This is a genomic window from Myxococcales bacterium (assembly GCA_016720545.1).
Taxonomy (GTDB): Bacteria; Myxococcota_A; Polyangia; order Polyangiales; family Polyangiaceae; genus JAAFHV01.
Map to the genome: position 1 here is coordinate 299274 of JADKKK010000001.1, position 19251 is coordinate 318524.

Sequence of the window (19251 nt, forward strand, 5' to 3'; positions counted from 1 at the left end):
AGCGCCTGGTCCGCTGGCGCCTCCTGCTCGGGCGCGCGTCCGAGGCCGCGCTCGACGGGCGCTCGGGTCTCTCGGCCGACGACCTCGCCGCCGACGCGGCACTCGGGTGGCTCTACGAGCGGGGCGACGACCTCGCGGCCCGCGACATCGACGACCGGCAGGGAGGCCACGGGCCCTCTGCGCTCTCGGTGCCGGAGTGGCTGTCGGAGGTCCATCGCCTGTTCCCGAAGGAGACCGTCGAGCGCATCGAACAAGACGCCGTCGAGCGGTACCAGATCCACGAGGTGGTCACGAACCCGGAGGTCCTCGCGAGGGTCGAGCCCAACGAGACGCTGCTCCGCGCCGTGCTCCTCACGAAACATCTAATGAATCCGGAGGTCCTCGCGCTCGCGCGGGAGCTCGTGGCGAAGGTCGTCCGGCGGCTCATGGAGAAGCTCGCGAAGACCGTGCGGCGAAGCTTCCACGGGACGCGGAGCCGAACACGCTCGAACATGAAGATCGCGAAGAACTTCGACGCGAAGGCCACGATCCGCAAGAACCTCGCCACCTACGACGCGCGCGCGAAGCGGCTCTTCATTCGCACGCCGCTCTTCGTCTCCCGCACGCGGCGGCAGCTCGACAAGTGGCAGATCATCCTGCTCGTCGACGAGAGCGGGAGCATGCTCTCGTCGGTCATCCACGCGGCCGTCACCGCGGCCTGCCTCTGGGGCCTCCCCTCGACCAAGACGCACCTCTGCATCTTCGACACCGAGGTCGTCGATCTCACCGACCGCGTCACCGATCCGGTCGAGGTGCTGATGAAGGTGCAGCTGGGCGGCGGCACCGACATCGGGCGCGCGGTCGCGTACGCGGCCGGCCTCGTCGAGAACCCGCGGCGCACCATCGTGGTCCTCATCACTGACTTCTTCGAGGGCGCGAGCCCCGCCGTGCTCGTCTCGCGGGTGCGCTCACTTTGCGCGCAGGGCACGCTGGTCCTCGGGCTCGCGGCGCTCGACGCGCAGGCGAACCCCTCGTACGACCGCGATCTCGCGCGGCGCCTCGTCGAGGCCGGCGCGCACGTCGGCGCGATGACTCCGGGCGAGCTCGTGGCCTTCCTGGCGGAGAAGGTGCGGGCATGAGTCGCGCGGATCTCCTCGCGCTCACGCCGCAGTCGCTCGCGCAGCTCGCCAACATGGGCCTCGTCAAGCGGGCGCAGCGCGAGCTCGACGACGGCCTCGGGCCGGCGCTGGTGGAGTCCGACGCCGGCGAGGTCACCGGCACCTTCCCCGACGGCGTCGTGGCCGTGCTCGCGCCGCAGCGCAGCCTGAAGGACTCCGCGTGCACCTGCGGGGCGACGTCGGTCTGCCGGCATCGGGTGGCGGTCGCCCTGGCCTACGCCCCGTGGCACGCGGCTCGCTCGGGCGAAAGACCCGACGCGCCCGACGAGGCGCCGACCGACGCGGTGCTGCAGCCGCCGGCCAAGCCGTGGTCCCCAGGCGACCTCGACGACGACACGCTCGCGCGCGCCGCGGGCCCGCGCGTGTTCGAGCGTGCGCGCGCGACGGCGCGACGCGGGCTCGTGGCGACCGTCGAGCGCGGCTCGGTGCCGGTCGCGAAGCTGCCGGCCTGCACGGTCCGCTTCCTCGTGCCTCGTGAGCTCTCGTACGCGCGCTGCGACTGCGTCGACGGAGCCGTGGCGTGCGAGCACGTCGCGCTCGCCGTGTGGGTGTTCCGTGAGGCCGACCGCGCCGCGCCGGGAGCGCTGACCGCGGTCGTGTCGCTCGGCTCTGAAGAGCGGCTTTCGACCGCGGCCGAGGACGCCCTCGCGGACACGCTCACCCTCGCCTGTGACTTGCTCGCGCGGGGCCTCGAGGCCTTTCAGCCTGCGCCCACCCGCTTCGCGCAGCTCACGGCGCGCCTCGAACGCGAGGGGTTCGCGTGGGTCCTCGATCTCGCGCGCGAGCTCGAGATCGCGCTCGAGGGTTACCACGCGCGCAGCGCGCTCTATGGGGCGCGAGAGCTCACGGCCCTCCTCGCGGAGCTCCGGGCCCGCACGCGCGCGGCCCTCGCGGACGCGCCCGAGCTGCCCGCGCGGTTCGTGCTCGGCCGCGGCGAGGCGCGGTGCACCGAGCTCGATCACGTGCGCCTCGTGTCGTTGGGTGCGCGGCTGTCGGCCGATGGGCGCGCGCGCTTCGCGGACGTCTTCCTCGCCGATCCCGACACCGCGACGGTCCTCCGATTGCGCAAGCGGTGGGACCCGCAGGAGGGGCGGCGCCCGAGAACGGTGAAGACCTCGGGCGGCGGCGCGTCACCGGCGCCGTGTCTCTGCGCGTGCTGGCGTACGGGCAGCTCGTGTCGAAGTCGGTGAGGCGCCTCGCGAACCGCACGGTCGAGATCGGCACGTCGCGGGCCGCGCTCTCCTCCGTCACGCCCCACGCGGGCGACCACTCCGCGCTGCCTTCGCCGCTGCTCGTGCGTGATCTCGCGGCCCACGCGGAGCGCGTGGCCCGCCTCCCGCCCGGAGCGCTTCGCCCGCGCGTGCTCGCCGAAGACGTCCACGTCGTGGCGATCTCCGAGGTGCGAGACGCGGCCTACTCGTCGTCGGAGCAGCGGCTCATCGCGACGATCGCCGACGAGGTGGGGAGCCCGTTCACGTTGACCCTCAGCCACCGCACCGCCGCCCCGCACGCCATCGACGCGGTCCGCGCGGCGCTCGACGCGCGCCCGCGGTTCGTGAGCGGCACCCTCGCGACGACCGACGCGGGCTTCGAGCTCACGCCGCTCTCGCTCACGACCGACAGCGGCCTCGTGGTCCCCGATCTCACCGGGCCCACGAAGGTGCGCGCGCTGCCGCCGCTCGCGTTGCGCCGGACGTCGTCGCCGCTCGAGGAGGCCCTCACCGCGACCGAGGCGGCCCTCGAGGAGCTGTGCTGCGTGGGGCTCGGTGCGGCCACTCCGGGCGCCCTCAACCGCCTCCGCCGGGCAGCCGGCCAGCTCGACGACGTCGGGCTCGTCGGGCTCGCGCGGCGCGCGCTGCGGGTCGTAGAGCGGACCTTGGCCGGGGAGACGCGCGAGGCTGCCGACGCCTGGCTCGACGCCGCCGCGCGCCTGTCGCTGACGCGAGAGGCGGCGACTCGCATGGCCGCGGGGACCCGTGACGTTGAGCCCTGACGCCGCGCGGGTCTTGCGCGAAGATGGGGCATGCACAGCGCACCTCCCCCGTTTTGTCGCCAGCACGTCCTCGCCCCGGTCCATCACGCCCGCCGCGCGGCGCTCACCACGTGCGCGCTCACGGCGCTCGCGCTCGCAGGCTGCGGCGGACGCGCGGCGGCCCCCAACCTGCCGCTCCCCGAGGCCGGGCGCCCTGTGCCCCCGGCCTGGCAGGCGCCACCGCAGCAGGCAGCGCCGCCTGGGCAGCCTGCGCAGGGCGGCCCTGCGCCCGCGACCGGTGATCCGCGCGAGGCCGACGTCCCCGCGCTCCTCGGCGCCACCCTCACCGTGCTCCAAAAGTACCGCGACGAGGAGACCGCCGCCGCCGCGATCGTGCCCTATCTGCACAAGAGCCTCCTCGACGCGAGCGGCGCGCGCCTGACGACCGACGTGCGCTCGTTCAGCTTCAAGAAGGCCCACGGCTCCGCGGGGCTCTACTCGGTGCCCGTCACGATCACGCGCGTGCGCCCGAGCGCGGTGACCGCGATTGGCTATGGCCCCACCGGCGAGCAAGGGCGCTCGATTGACTACTTCGTCGCGAAGCGCCCTGGAGTAAACGGCATGCCCGCCCCGGTGACCGTGTTCTTCCCGGCCGGAGGCGGCCCGCCGAAGGTGGCCTATTTGGGCAGTCTGTAATCGTCGCGCCGCGCGCCCCCTGCGCCCTTCAGCGCGGCGGGCGCGGGCTCGGCAAGAGATCGCCCGACACGTTCAGCGCGACGATCACGTACGGCACGGCCTGCGACACGTCTTGGCCCGTTCGGTAAGGGGACTTCAGCCACCAATTCGCCAAGAAGAGGAGAGTTGGCTCGAACCCGGCTCCGTCGCGCTTGCGGAAGGTCCACGCGGCGAGCGGGCCGGCCCGATGGAGCGCCAGGCCGCCGTTGTTTGGGTTGTCCCCCGGGGCGAAATGCTCCGACGCCGTGAAGGCCTTGCTGGTCGACCAGCGCACGCCCACCGTGAGGCGACTGTCGAGGGCCTGGACCAGCAAGTCGGCGTCGTTGTGGGCCCACCACCCGGCGTCGCCCACGAGCAGATCGTAATAGATATCGTAGAAGGCGCGATCGCCCGCGCGCAGCTTCATGTCCGGCCGGCCGGCGCGCACTTGGTCGCGGAAGACGATCGGGCCCGCTTTGAGCTGGACGTTCGCTCCGACGAGGAGCTGGGTCCCGGTGGTCGCGTAGTTCTTGGTGGCGGCGTCGCCCTTCGACAGCGCGCGGAGGTTCGTGTCGGAGTAGATCACCTTGGCGCGGTCGGCCGTGGGGAACGACTGGAGCAGGTTGAACGAGCCGAAGTACCCGATGAGCTCGTACTGCGCCCACAGCGTGAGGAAGCTCGCAGGCTGGACCTCGACGATCGGGCCAATCCGCGCGAACGCGGCGCTCAGCGTGGGCGCGACGCCCACGGAGACGAAGTTGTCGCGGAGGGCGACGCTCGAGTGCTCGTAGAGTCGGTATCGGTACGACAGCCGGGCGTCGGTGATGAGCCCGAGGGGATTCACGCGCACGAGCGTGAGGTCTTTGTAGACGACGCGGTGCTTGGGCGGTCCGCCGTCGCGGTAGCCTTGGGCGCTCGCGGGCGCCGGCGCCGCGAAGAGCAGCGCGGCGAGCGCGGCGAGAGCAGTGAACGACCTCATCCGGTGCATGCGCCATCGTCGCCCAGGCCGCGCGGCACGACAACCGGCGCGCGCCGCGCCCGCCCGTGCGCCATCCGAGTGCTACGGAGGCGGGAGGCCAGCGCAGCCGAGGTCGCGGGGGCAACGCTCGCGTCCGCGGGCGGAGAGGCGCTCGCGCCGGGCGGGCTTGGAGCGTTCGGTGCGGGTGTTGGGGTGCTCGCTGCGGGCCCGAGCGTCGGGGGCGCGGCGGCCGTGGGAGAGGGCGACGAGGCGGCGGCCACGGGTGGCGGGCTGTACGCGGGGGAGCGACTCGCGAAGTACGCGACCACGCCAACGAGGACCACCGCGCCCACGGCGGCGAGCGGAGCGCCTCGGCGCGCGGAGGGCTCGACGGCTCGGCGTCCTTCGGTGCGCCCCACGAGGCGGTCGTCCGATCGACAGGCTCCGGCTCGAACGCGCGCCCAGCAACGACCGGCTCTTGCGCGACGGCGGACGGTGGCGGGGCCTTGGTGGCCGCGGCATCGGGCGGGGCGCCGGGCGTCGAAGGGGCCACCAGCGTGGCCGCGGAGGCCGGCACGCGGAGCACCCGGGAGATGCGGTTCACCGAGAGCATGGCCTCTTGGGAGGCGAACGGGCGGAGCGCCTCGGCGAGCTCGGCCACGTCGGCGAAGCGCCGCGTCCGGTCCTTGTCGAGGCAGCGCACGATGACCGCTTCGAACTCGGGCGGGACGGCGGGCGTCAGCTCGCGGAGGGACGGCGGTGGCCGCACGAGGATCGCGGCGATCACGGCGCGGTCGGTTCGCATCGACACCGAGCCGTCTTGCCACGGGGCTGACGCGATTCTGGCCACTGGACATGGGGATAGTGGCGTTGGCCGCGGCGCGTGGTACGACGGGCCATGGTTCAACGTCGCATCGTTGGGGCGCTCGCGGTGTTGGTCTTCTCCGCGCTGGGGGCCGCGGTCGGCTGCGGGGGCAGCCTCGTGACGGCGGCCGACGCGAGCGCCGACGGCGCCGTGGTCGCCCCCGACGGCGCGGTGATCACCCCCGACGGCGCGGTGATCACCCCCGACGGCGCCACGCTTACCGACGCGGGGCGCGAGCCCAAGCTGCACCGCGCGACCGCGACCGCCTGCTCCGAGACGCGCGCGACGCGGCCCGACCCAGACACACCCGAGACCGGCGGAGGCCCCCCGGTCGACTGCCGAACACATGCAGAATGCACGAATGGTCGCAACGGGCGCTGCGACGGCAACGGGCACGACGGCTGGCGCTGCACCTACGACATGTGCACGAGCGACGCGCAGTGCGGCGGCGCCTCCGCCGTGTGCGCCTGCAGGGGCGGGTTCCGCTCGGACAACCACGTGTGCCTCACCACGTCGAACTGCCGCGTCGACCGCGACTGCGGCGGCGGGGCCGGATACTGCTCGCCGTCGCTCGGGAGCTGCGGCCACTACACGCCGTTCGTGGGGTATTTCTGCCACACGCCCGCCGACACCTGCATCGACGACGAGGACTGCACCGGCACCGGGCAGTTCGGCCAGAAACCCTACTGCGCGTTCGACCCGAAGGTCGGTCACTTCGCCTGCTCGACCCAGGAGTGCGCGGGATAGAGTCTCGAGCGAGAGGCTACTTGAGCGCGCGCAGATACGCGAGCAGGCTCGCGCGGTCGTCCGACGAGAGCGCCTGGCCGAACGTGTGACCGCGTGGCGCCGCGCCGGGCGTCAGAGGGGCGAGCAGCGCCTCGAGCGAAGGCGCCTCTCCTGCGGACAGCAGCGGGGCGCGGTCGCTTACACCTCGGAGCGACGGAACGCGCGCCGTGCCCGTCGTGCGCTCGGGGCTCTCCAGGATGGGCGCGTTCCCGCGGACCGCGCCGAGCGGCACCGCTGGCCCCGTGAGCCCCTCACCTGCGTGACAGCCTCCACACTCCCGGGAGAACACCTCGCTGCCGCGCCCCGCGGCCTCTGGAGGCCCGAGCTCTTCACCGAGGCTGCGCACGTAGAGCGCGAGCCCGAGCGCGACCTCGCGCGGGGGGCGGTGCGACTCGCCGAGGCTCGTGATGCACAAGGTCTCGATGCGGATCGCCAGCGGCACGAGCCCGTTGCGGACCGTGGCCGCCTTGTGGAGGTTCACCTGGAAGCGAACCGGGCGCAGATCCGTGATCGCCGTCGGGTTCTCGACGCCGTCGCTCGTCACGTCGACCCGCCCGGGGCCCCACGGCTCGGGGCCGCCGCCGCCCTCGTCGGCGATGAGGCGATCGATGCGAAGGCGCGCGTTGGTCTTGCCGGGCACCCAGCGCGCGCCTTCGACGGTCGAGTGGCAGGTCGCGCAAGTGAGCGCGTGCACGAGCGCGCCGCCCGCGGCCTCCGCGACCACCACGCCGTTGACCTCGCCGTCGCGCTCATCGAGCCCGTAGCGCGCGCTCGCGTCGGCCCGCGCGAGCGCCGGGCGCAGGTACGTGGCGACCTGGAGCGGATAGGCGACGAAGGCGGAGCGCCCGAGCTCGAGCAACTCCGCCTCGCTCGGCGAGCCCGCGCCTCGCGGGAGGGAGAGGGCGCGGAGCGACGCGCGCGACGGCTCGGCCGCGCCAAAACGCGCGGGCGCGGTCCGCGGGTTCCACTCGGGAAGGGCGCCCCAGCGCTCCTCCGTGTAGGCGGCGAGGCGACGCTGCGCGTAGCCGTTGGTCGAGCTCACCAGCGAGCCCTCGAGCTCCCTTCGTCGAAAGGCGGGCTCGTGCAGATAGGCGGCGAGTGGGCCCTCGCTCACCTCGCGCGACGGGCGCGGCCCCTCTACGGCGCCTCCGGCGCAGGCGGCGAGCGCGACGGTCACGACGACGGTCGGCGCCCACGCGACGAAGCGTGTACACTGCATGAGTGCGCGTCGCGACCTCGGGAGGGGCCCACGACGCTGGGGTAGCTCGGCCTCCACGAGGCGTAGAGTACACGCGTCGCGGCCCCGGCGCTCGTCGGCGCCCACGCCACGCGGGGGCGCGCGTTCGGCGTGGGCGCTCGCGGGTACGCGTGAGAAGATGCGCGCGTGCGGATCCGAGTTCTCCGTTCGAGCTATGAAGGCAGCACGTCCGAGGTCGCGGACCTCGACCCCCTCCCCGACCCTACGCCTTGGCTCGCCGGCCACGAGGTGACCCTCCACGACCTGCGGAAGGCGACCGCGCCCGCCGAGGTGGCGCGCCTCGCGGCCGAGGGGTGCGACGTGTTCGTCAACCTCTGCGACGGCATGAGCTACGAGGACCTCGCCGGCGTCGAGGTGATCTGCGCGCTCGAGGCGGCTGGCGCGGCCTTCACCGGCCCCAGCTCGCCGCTGTACGCGCTCACGAAGGAGCAGATGAAGCGCCGCGCGTTGGAGCTCGGCGTGCGCACCCCGGCGTTCGTCTTCGCCCACACCGAGGCCGACCTCGAGCGAGCGGGGCGGACCCTCTCCTACCCCGCGATCGTCAAGCACGCGGACGGCTGGGGCAGCGTGGGGATGACGGCTGCGTCTCGGGTCACCGACGCCGACGCCCTCGTGGCGCGCGGCCGCGAGATGTTCGCGCTCGCCGGGGGTGCCCTGATCGAGGAGTTCATCGAAGGGGACGAGTACTCGGTCCTCGTCGTCGAAGGCCGCGACGCCGTGTGGGTGCCAGGCCCCGTCGCGTGCCGCTTTCCGCCCGGCGAGACCTTCAAACACTTCGACCTGAAGTGGCGCACGTTCGAGGGCCTCGCGTGGGGCCCCTGCCACGACCCGGCGCTCCGCGCCGAGCTCGCCCGCGTGACCCGCGTCGTCTTCGAGGGCCTCGGCGGCACGAGCTACGCGCGCTGCGACTTCCGCGTCGACGCGTCGGGACGCGCGTGGTTCCTCGAAGTGAACACCACCTGCGGGGTCTTCTACCCGCCCGGCGCGGAGGGCTGCGCCGACCACATCCTCTCGGCGGAGGCCGACGGGCACGAGACCTTCGTCGCGTGCCTCCTCGACGCCGCCGTCGCGAGGCGCCGCTGACCGGCGGCGTCCGGGACACCCTGCGCGCCGTCCTGGGCCACGCGCTCTCCCCTGCTCCTCGCGCATTCTCGCAGACCTCGGCGCGCGCGCGGCGGCACGCGACTTGCCACTTGCCGTGCGCCATTGGCCACTTGCCACTCGCCACTTAGCGGCGCGTCCCCCACGGCGGAAGAGTAGAGAGTCCCCATGCCCACGCTCGTCATCGCCGAGAAGCCCAGCGTCGCGCGCGATCTCGCGCTCGCCCTCGGGGCGAGCACGCGAGGCGAAGGGTGCTTTCGAGGTCCCGACCACGTCGTCACGTGGGCCATCGGGCACCTCGTCGCGCTCGCCGAGCCCCACGAGGTGAACCCGGCGTGGAAGAAGTGGCGCCTCGGGGACCTGCCGCTCGTGCCGCTCGAGTGGCCGCTCGTCGTCGCGGAAGCGACGCGGTCGCAGTTCGAGATCGTGCGGCGGCTCCTCGTCGCGCGCGAGATCCGCGACGTCGTGTGCGCGACCGACGCTGGCCGCGAGGGCGAGCTCATCTTCCGGTACATCTACGAGGCCGCGGGCGCGAAGAAGCCGGTGCGGCGGCTCTGGATCTCCGCGCTCACGCCGGAGGCGATCGCCGAGGGCTTCCGGAGGCTGCGCCCCGCGAGCGCCTTCGACGGTCTGGCCGACGCCGCGCGCGGGAGGAGCCGCGCGGACTGGCTCGTAGGCATGAACCTCTCGCGCGCCTACAGCCTCCTCGACGACGACAACCTGTCGGTCGGGCGCGTGCAGACGCCCACGCTCGCGATGGTGGTGGCCCGCGAGCTCGAGCTCCGCGCCTTCGCGCCGGAGGAATACCTCGAGGTCGTCGCGACGTTCGACGCGGGCACGCCGGAGCGTCCTGCTCGGTACGAGGGCACGTACGAGGCCCCGGGGCGAGGGCGGCCGGCTGGCGCGGGCTCGCGCGAGGCGAGGCGCCTCCCGGCGGACGGCGCGCGCGCGAACGAGATCGTGGCGCGGGCGCTCGCCGGGCGGGCCAGCGTCGCGCGGGTCAAGCGCGAGTCGAAGCGCGTCCCGCCGCCGGAGCTGTACGACCTCACCGAGCTCCAGCGGCACGCGAACCGCCTCTTCGGCTTTACCGCGCAGCGCACGCTCGAGGTCGCGCAAGACCTCTACGAGAAGCACAAGCTCATCAGCTACCCGCGCACCGACAGCCGGCACCTCCCCACGTCGCACGAGCCCCTGCTTCCGGACATCGTGGCGGCGATCGCCACGCCGTACGCGGGGCTCCTCGCCGAAGGCACCGCCACGCGGCCCCTCGGCCGGCGCTTCGTCGACGACGCGAAGGTGACCGACCACCACGCGATCGTCCCCACCGACACGTCGCCGCCTTCGCGCCTCGGCGCCGACGAGCGACGCATCTACGACCTCGTGTGCCGTCGCCTCCTCGCCGCGTGGCACGACGAGCACGTCGTCGCGGTCACGCGCGTGACGACCCACGTCGTCTCGCAAGATGTTGCATTCACTGACGAATTTCACAGCCACGGCGCGAGCATCGAGGCGGTCGGGTGGAAGGTCCTCGAGCCGCGAGGCGGCGATCCGAAGGGACCTCGGCGGCCGCGTGAGGCCACGCTGCCGGGCGGCCTCGAGGAGAAGCAAGCGGCGCTCGTGCTCGCCGCCGCGCCCGTGAAGAAGGTGACCACCCCGCCCCCGCGGCTGACCGACGGCACGCTGCTCACGGCCATGGAGACCGCCGGCCGCACGCTCGACGAGCGCGACCTGTCGCAGGCCATGCGCGAGCGCGGCCTCGGGACCCCGGCCACGCGCGCGGCCATCCTCGAGACCCTGCTGCGACGCGCGTACGTCGTGCGCGACGGAAAATCGCTCGTCGCCAGCGACAAGGGCGTGGCCCTCATCGAGCGCGTGCACAGCCACGTGAAGAGCCCCGCGATGACGGGCGAGTGGGAGTGGAAGCTGTCGGCCATCGCCCGGGGCGAGGGCACGCTCGACGCGTTCATGCGCGACATCGAGGCGTACGTCCGGGAGGTGGTCGCCGCGGCGCTCGCCGAGCCGGCTGCCACATCGGTCGGCTCGACCAACGCCGCCTCGCCACCGCTCGGCCGCGCGCCCTCCGCCGACATCGCGGGGCGGCCCCTCGGAGAGCCGACTCGGGCCCAACCCTCCTCCCCGGCGCGCGCGGCGCCTCCCTCGCGGGAGCCCGACCGCGAGGAGGAGTCACTCTTCGTTGGCAGGTCGCCCTCCGCACACCCTCCCGCCACCCACGCGACCGTTCTCGCGCACGCGCGCGCGCCCCGCTCGAGCGACCTCGACACGCTGCTGCGGGGCCCGTTCGGGCTCGCGTCGTTCCGCCCCTACCAAGAGGAGGTGTGCCGCGCCATCGCGAGAGGCGAGGACGTGCTCCTGGTGATGCCCACGGGCGCGGGAAAGTCGCTCTGCTATCAGCTCCCCGGCGTCGCCCGCGGCGGCACGACCCTCGTCGTGAGCCCCCTCATCGCGCTCATGGAAGATCAGGTCGAGAAGCTCGCCTCGCTGGGGTTCGCGGCCGCGCGCATCCACTCGGGCAGGCCCCGCACCGAGTCGCGCGAGGTGTGTCGCGCCTACCTCGCCGGGACCCTCGATTTTCTCTTCATCGCGCCCGAGCGCCTCCGCGTGCCCGGGTTCCCGGAGCTGCTCGCCAAGCGCAAGCCCACGCTCATCGCGATCGACGAGGCCCACTGCATCTCCCAGTGGGGACACGACTTTCGCCCCGACTACCGGATGCTCGGCGAGCGGCTCCCCGCGCTGCGACCAGCCCCCATCGTCGCCCTCACGGCGACCGCCACGCCCGAGGTGCAAGACGACATCGTGGCCGAGCTGCGGCTCACGACGCCGAGCCGCCACATCCACGGCTTCCGCCGCACGAACCTGGGCGTCGAGGTGGTGGAGCGCCTGCCGAGCGAGCGGGCCGAGCTCGTGCGCACGCTGCTCGCGCCTGCCGAGCGACGCCCCGCGATCGTGTACGCGCCGACCCGAAAGGAGGCCGAGTCGATCGCCAAGGAGCTCGGCGGCGGGCGCGCGAGCGCGAAGACAGGCGGCGTGCGCGCGGGCGCCTACCACGCGGGCCTCGGCGCGGCGGCGCGCGATCAGGTGCAGTCGGCCTTCCTCGGAGGCGCGCTCGACGTGGTCGTCGCGACGACCGCGTTCGGCATGGGCATCGACAAGGCCGACGTGCGCACGGTCATCCACTCGGCGCTGCCCGCGACGGTCGAGGGCTACTACCAGGAGATCGGCCGCGCGGGCCGCGACGGAGCGCCAGCGCGGGCCATCCTCCTTCACTCGTTCGTCGACACGAAGACCCACGAGTTCTTCCTGGAGCGCGACTACCCCGACGAGGAGCTGCTCTCGCGCATCGCGCGGGTGCTAGGCGACGAGCCGAGCGAGCCCGACGCCGTGCGCCGACGCTCGGGCGTCGACGAGGCGAGCTTCGAGAAGGCGCTGGAGAAGCTGTGGGTGCACGGCGGCGCCGTCGTCGACGCCGACGGCCACGTGCGCCGCGGCGCGAGCGACTTTCGCGCCGCATACGCCCGGCAGCGGGCCCACAAGCAGGCGCAGCTCGCGAAGATGCGGGCCTTCGCCGATCTCCCCTCGTGCCGCATGATGGCGCTCGTCGCCCACTTCGGCGATCAGCACGACAGCGGCGCGCCGTGCGGCCAGTGCGACGTGTGCGCCCCCTCGGCGTGCGTGGCCGAGGCGTTCCGCGCGCCGAGCCCCGCCGAGACCGACGCCGCCCGGCGCGTGCTCGAAGCGCTGGGCACGCGCGACGGCCAGACCGTGGGCCAGCTCCTCCGTGATGTGTTCGACGACGGCGCCCTCGACCGTCGCGGCCTCGACCACGTGCTCGCCGCGCTCGCGCGGGCGGGCGCCGTGCGCATGACGACGGACGAGTGGGTGAAAGACGGCGCGACGATCCAGTTTCAGCGCGTGCACCTCGGGGGCCGCGGCGGGCGCGCGCTCATCTACGAACCCGACCTGCAGATCGCGGCGTCGCCGCCTGCGCGCACCAAGCGGAAGAAGGTCTCCGCGCGCGGGAAGGCCACGCGGAAGGGGGCGCCGACGCGCACCCGCGCCGACGCGAGCGCCGTGCGCGCCACGGAAGTCCGCGAGACCTCCGTGAAGGGATCGGCGAAGCGAGCCCGCGCGAGCTCCGACGAGGCGCCGCGTACCGCGCTGTCCGAGGCGCTCCGCGAGTGGCGCGCGGCCGAAGCGAAGCGCCGGCGCATTCCCTTCTTCAAGGTCATGAACGACCGCACCCTCGAGGGAATCGCGGCGGCGCGCCCGGGCGATCTCGAGGAGCTCCTCGCGGTGGCGGGGATGGGCCCCACGACCTGCGCGAAATACGGCGGCGCCCTGCTTCTTCTTGTCGCGCGAAGCTGAGCCCGGCGGCCCCACCATGCGCGCCATGCGTGCCGGGGCATAGGTCTCACCTATTGAGGCCAGCCCAGCGCCCACACGCAAGCCTCGTGCGAGGAGTGCTCGCTTCTTCCATCGACCGGTCCGGCCTGCTTACCTCGTCAGCGATGCGTCGCTTCTTCGCGTTCGTCCTCGCGTGGGTGGTGTGGGTCACGCTGCCCGGGCCCGCCTGGGGCTACACGCCACCGCCCATTCAAGGCGCCGTGAACGACCGCGCGGGGCTCCTCTCCGCCGCGGAGCGCGCGACGCTCGAGAGGCGCATCGCCGAGCACCGGAGCGCACGCGGCTTCGAGATCGTGGTCTTCACCGTGGCCTCGCTGGGCGGCGAGAGCATCGAGGACGTCGCGTACGGCGCGTTCAACGGCTGGAAGGTCGGCCGTGCGGGCAAGGACGACGGCGTGCTGCTCGTCGTCGCCCCGAACGAGCGCAAGACCCGCATCGAGACGGGCAAGGGCGCGGGAGGGGCGATCACCGATCTCCAGTCGAAGCGCATCTTGTCGGAGCGCGTGGGACCTCGTCTGAAAGAGGGGAACGCCTTCGAGGGCCTCCGCGACGGCGTCGAGTCGATCGCCTCGCTGATGTCGGGTGGTCCGCTCGTCCCCGACGGCGGCGCCGAGCCGCGCCCGACCGCGACCGCTGCCGAGACCACCCCGCGGACGGTCCCAACGTACGCCCCGACGAGCTATTTCGTGGACGCCTCGGGGGGCTTCTCGGCGGCAGAGCGTGCGCGCTACGTGAAGGAGACCGAGGCCCGCGTGGCGAGCGGAGAGGCGGCCGCCGCGGTCGTCGTGATTCCCGAGACGGAGCGCGCGGATCTCCCGTCGATCGTGGGCGCGAACGAGGCGGCCTTCCGCAAGGGGCTCACGGGGGTCCGCGGCATCGTCATCGTGCGGCGGAGCGACGCGGCAGGCTTCGGCTACGGCGCCTACGAGGCCGAGGGGCCCGGCCGCGACGAGTTCGAGCGCCTCTCTCGCGGGCTCGCCGCGCGAGTCGGGCAGCCCACCGCGGAGGCGCGGGACGCGGCGATCGTGAACGTGCTGCTCGAGGCTCAAGCCGCGCTCCCCGCGCCGACGCTCCCCGGGTTCTTCGAGAGGCACGGGGACCGCCTGTGGGGGTTTCTGGTCCTCGCGATGGTGGTCGCGGTCGTCTTCTTCGGCTGGCTGGGGGCGAAGCGCGGCTTGGAGGGGCGGCGGCGGCGGCTCAGGTGGCTCGTCCGGCGGTGGCTCGTCGTACGGAGGCGGCTCCTCGAGCTCGGGCGGCGGGAGCTCGTACGGCGGCGGCTCTTCCGGGGGCTACAGCGGCGGCGGCGGCTCCTCCGGGGGCGGCGGCGCGAGCGGCGGCAGAGTCGCCCTGCCTCGGCGGGGGGGGGCGGGGTCCGGGCTCTTGTCGGGGGGGGGGGGGGGGGGGGGGTCGCTGGGGCGGGGCGGTCGGGGTCGCGGTCGGGTGGCGTTGGTCTTTCCCGACACACTCCTAGCCCTCGCCTCGCTCGAGCCGACGCGACGCTCAGCGCCCCTCGCGATAGGCCATGATCGCGTTGGCGATCGCGTCGGCCAGGCGGCCCTTGTAGTCCTCCGAGGCGAGGCGCCGCTCTTCGACCGCGTTCGAGACGTAGCTCACCTCGAAGAGCGCGGCCGGCATGCGCGCGCCCACGAGCACGTAGAAGCCCGCGGGGTGCACGCCGCCGTCGACGATGTCGCCGTACTTCCCCGAGAGCGAGGCCACCGCCGAGCGCTGCAGGAGGTTCGCGAACCGCCGCGAGCGCGTGGACTGGTCGGCGAGCCGCATGTTCTGCAAGATGGCCCCGAGCTCGGCGGTGGCCGCGCGGCTCGTGGCGTTCTCGCGCGCGGCGATGCGGTTCGCCACCTCCGACGCGGCGGTGTCGAGCACGTACGTTTCGATGCCCTTCTTCGCGCGCACCTCCGCGGCGTTGCAGTGCACGGAGACGAACAGATCTGCGCCGAAGGCGTTCGCCCGCGCGGTGCGCTCCTCGAGGGTCACGAAGCGGTCGTCGTCCCTCGTGAGCATGACGCCGAGGCCCTGCTTCGCGAGCACCGGCGCCACCTTGTGGGCGATCGCCAGGGTGACGTCTTTCTCTTGCAGGCCCGTTGGGCCGATGGCGCCCGGATCGTGGCCGCCGTGACCAGGATCGAGCACCACACGCGCCACCTTGCGCGTGTCGCGACCGCCCGCGCCAGGCGCGCTCTTCGCGATGTCGATGACCACGCGGTACGGCTCGACGAGGTGGAAGACCTTGCGATAGCAGGGACCCGCCAAGTCGAGCAGGACACGAGACCCCGTGATCGTGGGCTCGGCGCGGAGGCCCGTGGCGATGCCGCCGAGCTTCATCTCCTGCGCACCTCCCGCGAGCTCCACGCCGTCGAGCTCGATGAACGTTCGGGGCGCGCGACCGGGGATCGCGTCGTCTCCGACGCGGTAGCGCGCGGCCCGATCGAGGTGCACGACCACGCGGGCGCCTTGCTCGCCGGCCCACTGCTCGATCCGCGTGACGCGCGGCGCGACCTGCACCGCCTGCGCGCTCGCGGCCCCCGCGTCGCTCAGCGCGGCGCCGAGCGCGCCCTCGCTGAGCAGCCCCTGGTCGATGGCCTCGAGCACCGACGACGGCGGCCGAAAGCTGCGCAGCGACGCGAGCCCCGAGCGCAGGGTCTCGAGGCAGCGGGGCGACGCGGAGCCTTGCCGAGAGAGGCGGTAGAGCTCCCCGTAGGTGACCGTCGGGTCGTGGACGAGCTCGCCCGCGAGGTGCGCCGCGCGCACGCTCGCGTCGCACGCTGTGGGCGAGGCCGGATCGCGCGCCGAGAGGCGCAGGGCGTCGATGGCGCGCTTCGCGTCGTCCGGTCGCTTGTCAGCCCGATAGAGTCGCTCGAAGAGCGCCCCCGCGAGCGCGTGCAGGATCGCCGCCCGTGGGCCCGCCCCCTCGAGCGTCGCGCGAGCCTCGACGGCGTCGGCCGCGCCCAGCAGCTCCGCTCGCGGGGGCGCTTCCGGCGACTGCAAGAGAGAGCGCGCGCGGACGGCCTCGGACTCCTCCGCGACCCCGGCGTCGGTCCGCGCACCACCGCCACAGCCGAGCGAGGTCCCCACCGCGACCAGCGAACCCCACGTGAGGGCGCGGGCGAGGAGCCCGCGAAGAGGCCGCGCGACGCGACGCGCGCGAGGTCTGGTAGAGTCGTGCAGGTGGAGGACACGGTGACCGAATCGCCAGAGAGCCGCGCAAAAACTTTCGCCGATCGCACGACGGGCCAGGTGTTCCCGGACGGTCGCGCCATGGTCGACGCCTACATCGATAGGTTCGTGAGTGCCCATGAAGGATGCACACTTCCCCCCCTCGACGAGACCGGATACACCCAGCTGCGTCGAGGCTCCGCGAGCGTCGGGGTCAACGTGCTGGACGACCACGGGGTCCTGCTCTTCCTCGCCCCCGTGATACCCGTAGTCACCGCCGGACGCGAGGCTTTCTACCGCAAGCTCCTCGAGCTCTCGTTCCTCGCCACCAGCGACGCGGCGTTCGCGATCGACGCGGAGAAGGACGAGGTCTACCTGCGCGCGGTCAGGCGCATCTCTGGGCTCGACTACGAGGAGTTCGAAGACCTCTTGCAGACCGTGGGCAAGGTCGCCGACGAGTGGGACGACCGGCTACGCCGCGAGTTCAGCGGCCCCACTGGGCGCCTCTAGTAGCAGCCTGTTGATTAGTAGTAACTCGCTGAACGAGCTCCCTGCGCGAGCGGTTCGGCTCGGCGCGCCTTCGCCCTCGCGACGGCCTCACCCAAGAACCAGGGCATCTTAGGGTCCATCGCGGTGGAGGTCGCCACGTTCCTCGAAGTGCCTTCAGCGGCCACCCGCGCCCGCTTGAGCGGTCGGGCTCGCGTGCTACCCTAGCGGGGCATCGCCCGGTGCGTCGCCGCCCGCCGAAACCCGCTCCAACCCCGTCGGCGCGCCGCGCGCTCTCCCCTCGCAAGGACCCATGACCCTCGCCTCCCCCGGCACCCACGCCGCGCCCCACCGTCCCGCGACCGACCTCACGGCGGACGACTTCGACCGCCACGCGCTCGCCTTCCGCCCCTTCTGGGAGGTCGACGAGGCCCCCGCGGCGGCGCCCACGGTCCCCGCGTCGGCGCCCGTTGTGGCGGCGGAGCCGCCTGGCGGTCAGTCGAGGCCCCGCGTGAACACGCTGATGATGGCGGACGCGCCGGCGAAGCCGTCCGCGCCTCTCCCCGCCTTCGATCTGCCCGTATCCGCCGTCAAGCTCCCGCCAGCCCCAATGTCCGAGTCCGACGTCGCGAAGACCGCGGTCTTCAAGTCGGTGAACGCGAGCGACGTCGACCTCCCAGACGACTACCGGCCCGCCGGGAAGAAGGGGCGGCCAGCGCTGCTCGTCGGCCTCGGGATCGCGGCCGTCGTCGCCGTCCTCGCGGGCGCGGCGGTCGCCCTACGCGGATCGCCGGAGGAGCCGAAGGCGCCCGCCACCGTGGCTGCGCCGCCGCCGAAGACCGCGGACATTCCGCCGGTGGAGCCTGCAACAGCGTCTCCTGCGGCGCCCACCAAGGCCATCGCGACCGCCGCCGCGAAGCCCGCTCCCGCTCCTCCGCACGCACCCGAGCCTGTCGCCGCGAAGCCCGCGCCTCCGCCCGCCGCCGCCAAGCCCGCGGCCCCACCCGCCGCCGCCAAGCCCGCGGCCCCGCCCGCGAAGCCCGCGGCCCCGCCCGCCCCCGCGAAGCCCGCCACGAAGGGCGGCATCGTGCGCGACGCGCCGTTCTGACGGCGCGAGAAACTCGGTCCTCGCTCCATTCTCGCGGTAGTCTTGAGGGGATGACCTCTCCTTCGCTTCCCCGCTTCCGCAACCACGCGGCCGGGCGGGCCCTCGCGTGGATCGTCGCGCTCGCCGCGGCGACCCCGGTCCTCCACAGTGCGGCCGCGCAGGCGCAGACGCCGCAGGACGAAGCGCTGACCAAGCGCGCGCGCGCGCGGTTCCAGGAGGGCGTTGACGCGTTCGACAAGGGCCAGTTCGAGAACGCGCGCCTCTCGTTTCTCGAGGCTTACGCGCTGAAGAAGCACCCCGCGGTGCTCCTCAACCTCGCGCAGAGCTGCCTGCGCTCCGGCCACTCGGGCGAAGCCGCGAGGTATTTCCAACAGTTCATTCATGACTCCACCCAGGCCACGCCGACGCAGCGCGCCGACGCCGAGAAGGGGCTCGCCGACGCCCGCTCCAAAGGGGCGCGCGTCGAAGTCACGGCCCCCGCAGGCACGGACATCTTGCTCGTCACCGCGGCCGGTGACGTCAAGCTCGGGAGCACGCCGCTGCGGGAGCCGCTCGACATCGACGCCGGCACCTCCACGCTGAAGGGACGGCTGCCGAGCGGTACGATGGAGACGGCCACGGTCTCGGCGCGCGCTGGCCAGCGGACCACGGCGAGGTTCGGACAGGCCGCGGCCCCCGTCCCGGTGCCGGTGCCAGTCCCCACGCCTACGCCCACGCCCACGCCCACGCCGAGCGCGGCGTCGGTCGAGCCTCCCGCGGGCCCCCCGAAGGTGGACCCACCGCCGGGGGAGGATGCGGCTCCCGCCCCGGCAGCGAAGAAGAACTGGCTCGCGCCCCCGCAGACCCTCTGGCCGGTCTACGTGGGAGGCGGCGTGGGCGTCGCGGGGCTGGTCGGCACGGTCGTCTTCATCCTCGCGCGCGGGTCGGCGGCCACCTCCGCCGAGAACAACACCGCCGAGATCCGCAAGGCCGCGGCCAAGCGAAACCTGTCGACCTCCGGGATCTGCACGTCGCCCCCGGCCGAGTTCAAGCAGGCCTGCGCGCAGCTCGAGAGCAACAACTCGTCGGTCAACACCTTCAACACGCTCGCGATCGTCTCTGGCGTCACGCTGGCGGCGGGGGTGGTGTTCGCAGGCGCGTACTATCTCCTCGCTCCCAAGCGGGAGACGACGGCGGCGAAGCTCCTCCCATGGGTGTACCCGCTCGTCCAACCGGACGGCGGCGGGGTCGCGGTGGGGCACTCATTTTAG

The 19251-nt window shown here is 73.4% G+C and carries 14 protein-coding genes; 11 read left to right on the top strand and 3 right to left on the bottom strand.

From position 1 onward, the window contains the following. Positions 1–5 precede the first annotated feature (5 nt). The 4 genes from IPQ09_01235 to IPQ09_01250 are packed head-to-tail and all read left to right on the top strand — an operon-like array spanning position 6 to position 3825. Positions 6–1118: a VWA domain-containing protein gene (locus tag IPQ09_01235; protein MBL0192842.1), complete on the top strand. Its 1113-nt coding sequence runs from the start codon at positions 6–8 to the stop codon at positions 1116–1118. After that, positions 1115–2347 carry a hypothetical protein gene (locus IPQ09_01240; GenBank protein MBL0192843.1) on the top strand — a complete coding sequence of 411 codons (1233 nt, stop codon included), beginning with the start codon at positions 1115–1117 and terminating at the stop codon, positions 2345–2347. The genes IPQ09_01235 and IPQ09_01240 overlap by 4 nt, the downstream gene beginning before the upstream one ends. Then, complete coding sequence (locus IPQ09_01245) at positions 2299–3150, top strand: hypothetical protein (protein ID MBL0192844.1); 852 nt, start codon at positions 2299–2301, stop codon at positions 3148–3150. Before IPQ09_01240 ends, IPQ09_01245 begins: the two co-directional genes overlap by 49 nt. Before the next feature lie 30 nt (positions 3151–3180). After that, positions 3181–3825, top strand: coding sequence for a hypothetical protein (locus IPQ09_01250; protein ID MBL0192845.1), 645 nt, complete (start codon positions 3181–3183; stop codon positions 3823–3825). Positions 3826–3853: 28 nt separating this feature from the next. On the opposite strand, the gene IPQ09_01255 is transcribed toward IPQ09_01250, so the two are convergent. Beyond that, positions 3854–4822 carry a hypothetical protein gene (locus IPQ09_01255; GenBank protein MBL0192846.1) on the bottom strand — a complete coding sequence of 323 codons (969 nt, stop codon included), beginning with the start codon at positions 4820–4822 and terminating at the stop codon, positions 3854–3856. 877 nt (positions 4823–5699) lie between these two features. On the opposite strand from IPQ09_01255, the gene IPQ09_01260 reads away from it, so the two are divergent. Beyond that, positions 5700–6413: a hypothetical protein gene (locus tag IPQ09_01260; protein ID MBL0192847.1), complete on the top strand. Its 714-nt coding sequence runs from the start codon at positions 5700–5702 to the stop codon at positions 6411–6413. A gap of 16 nt (positions 6414–6429) precedes the next feature. Here the strand turns inward: IPQ09_01260 and IPQ09_01265 are convergent, their stop codons facing one another. Next, positions 6430–7671: a c-type cytochrome gene (locus IPQ09_01265; protein ID MBL0192848.1), complete on the bottom strand. Its 1242-nt coding sequence runs from the start codon at positions 7669–7671 to the stop codon at positions 6430–6432. Positions 7672–7836: 165 nt separating this feature from the next. On the opposite strand from IPQ09_01265, the gene IPQ09_01270 reads away from it, so the two are divergent. From IPQ09_01270 to IPQ09_01280, 3 genes are all read left to right on the top strand, one after another. After that, positions 7837–8793, top strand: coding sequence for a D-alanine--D-alanine ligase (locus IPQ09_01270; protein MBL0192849.1), 957 nt, complete (start codon positions 7837–7839; stop codon positions 8791–8793). A gap of 186 nt (positions 8794–8979) precedes the next feature. Next, positions 8980–13194, top strand: coding sequence for a DNA topoisomerase 3 (locus tag IPQ09_01275; GenBank protein MBL0192850.1), 4215 nt, complete (start codon positions 8980–8982; stop codon positions 13192–13194). Between the two features lie 143 nt (positions 13195–13337). Next, positions 13338–14759 carry a TPM domain-containing protein gene (locus tag IPQ09_01280; protein MBL0192851.1) on the top strand — a complete coding sequence of 474 codons (1422 nt, stop codon included), beginning with the start codon at positions 13338–13340 and terminating at the stop codon, positions 14757–14759. Here the strand turns inward: IPQ09_01280 and IPQ09_01285 are convergent. Beyond that, positions 14734–16326, bottom strand: a complete 1593-nt coding sequence (locus tag IPQ09_01285; GenBank protein MBL0192852.1) for an N-acetylmuramoyl-L-alanine amidase — start codon at positions 16324–16326, stop codon at positions 14734–14736. The genes IPQ09_01280 and IPQ09_01285 overlap by 26 nt on opposite strands. Positions 16327–16509: 183 nt before the next feature. Between IPQ09_01285 and IPQ09_01290 the strand changes: the two genes are divergently transcribed. The 3 genes from IPQ09_01290 (at position 16510) to IPQ09_01300 (ending at position 19251) form a co-directional block, all read left to right on the top strand. After that, complete coding sequence (locus IPQ09_01290) at positions 16510–16917, top strand: YbjN domain-containing protein (protein ID MBL0192853.1); 408 nt, start codon at positions 16510–16512, stop codon at positions 16915–16917. Positions 16918–17206: 289 nt separating this feature from the next. Continuing rightward, on the top strand, positions 17207–18001 hold the full coding sequence (locus tag IPQ09_01295; protein ID MBL0192854.1) for a hypothetical protein: 795 nt from the start codon (positions 17207–17209) through the stop codon (positions 17999–18001). Positions 18002–18051: 50 nt separating this feature from the next. Continuing rightward, on the top strand, positions 18052–19251 hold the full coding sequence (locus IPQ09_01300) for a hypothetical protein (GenBank protein MBL0192855.1): 1200 nt from the start codon (positions 18052–18054) through the stop codon (positions 19249–19251).

What these genes read in the sequence shown, in the direction of transcription:
- IPQ09_01265 (MBL0192848.1), bottom strand. Translation starts at nt 7,671, where the DNA reads ATGCAGTGTACACGCTTCGTCGCGTGGGCGCCGACCGTCGTCGTGACC.
- IPQ09_01290 (MBL0192853.1), top strand. Translation starts at nt 16,510, where the DNA reads ATGGTCGACGCCTACATCGATAGGTTCGTGAGTGCCCATGAAGGATGC.
- IPQ09_01295 (MBL0192854.1), top strand. Translation starts at nt 17,207, where the DNA reads ATGACCCTCGCCTCCCCCGGCACCCACGCCGCGCCCCACCGTCCCGCG.
- IPQ09_01275 (MBL0192850.1), top strand. Translation starts at nt 8,980, where the DNA reads ATGCCCACGCTCGTCATCGCCGAGAAGCCCAGCGTCGCGCGCGATCTC.
- IPQ09_01260 (MBL0192847.1), top strand. Translation starts at nt 5,700, where the DNA reads ATGGTTCAACGTCGCATCGTTGGGGCGCTCGCGGTGTTGGTCTTCTCC.
- IPQ09_01255 (MBL0192846.1), bottom strand. Translation starts at nt 4,822, where the DNA reads ATGAGGTCGTTCACTGCTCTCGCCGCGCTCGCCGCGCTGCTCTTCGCG.
- IPQ09_01240 (MBL0192843.1), top strand. Translation starts at nt 1,115, where the DNA reads ATGAGTCGCGCGGATCTCCTCGCGCTCACGCCGCAGTCGCTCGCGCAG.
- IPQ09_01300 (MBL0192855.1), top strand. Translation starts at nt 18,052, where the DNA reads ATGACCTCTCCTTCGCTTCCCCGCTTCCGCAACCACGCGGCCGGGCGG.
- IPQ09_01250 (MBL0192845.1), top strand. Translation starts at nt 3,181, where the DNA reads ATGCACAGCGCACCTCCCCCGTTTTGTCGCCAGCACGTCCTCGCCCCG.
- IPQ09_01280 (MBL0192851.1), top strand. Translation starts at nt 13,338, where the DNA reads ATGCGTCGCTTCTTCGCGTTCGTCCTCGCGTGGGTGGTGTGGGTCACG.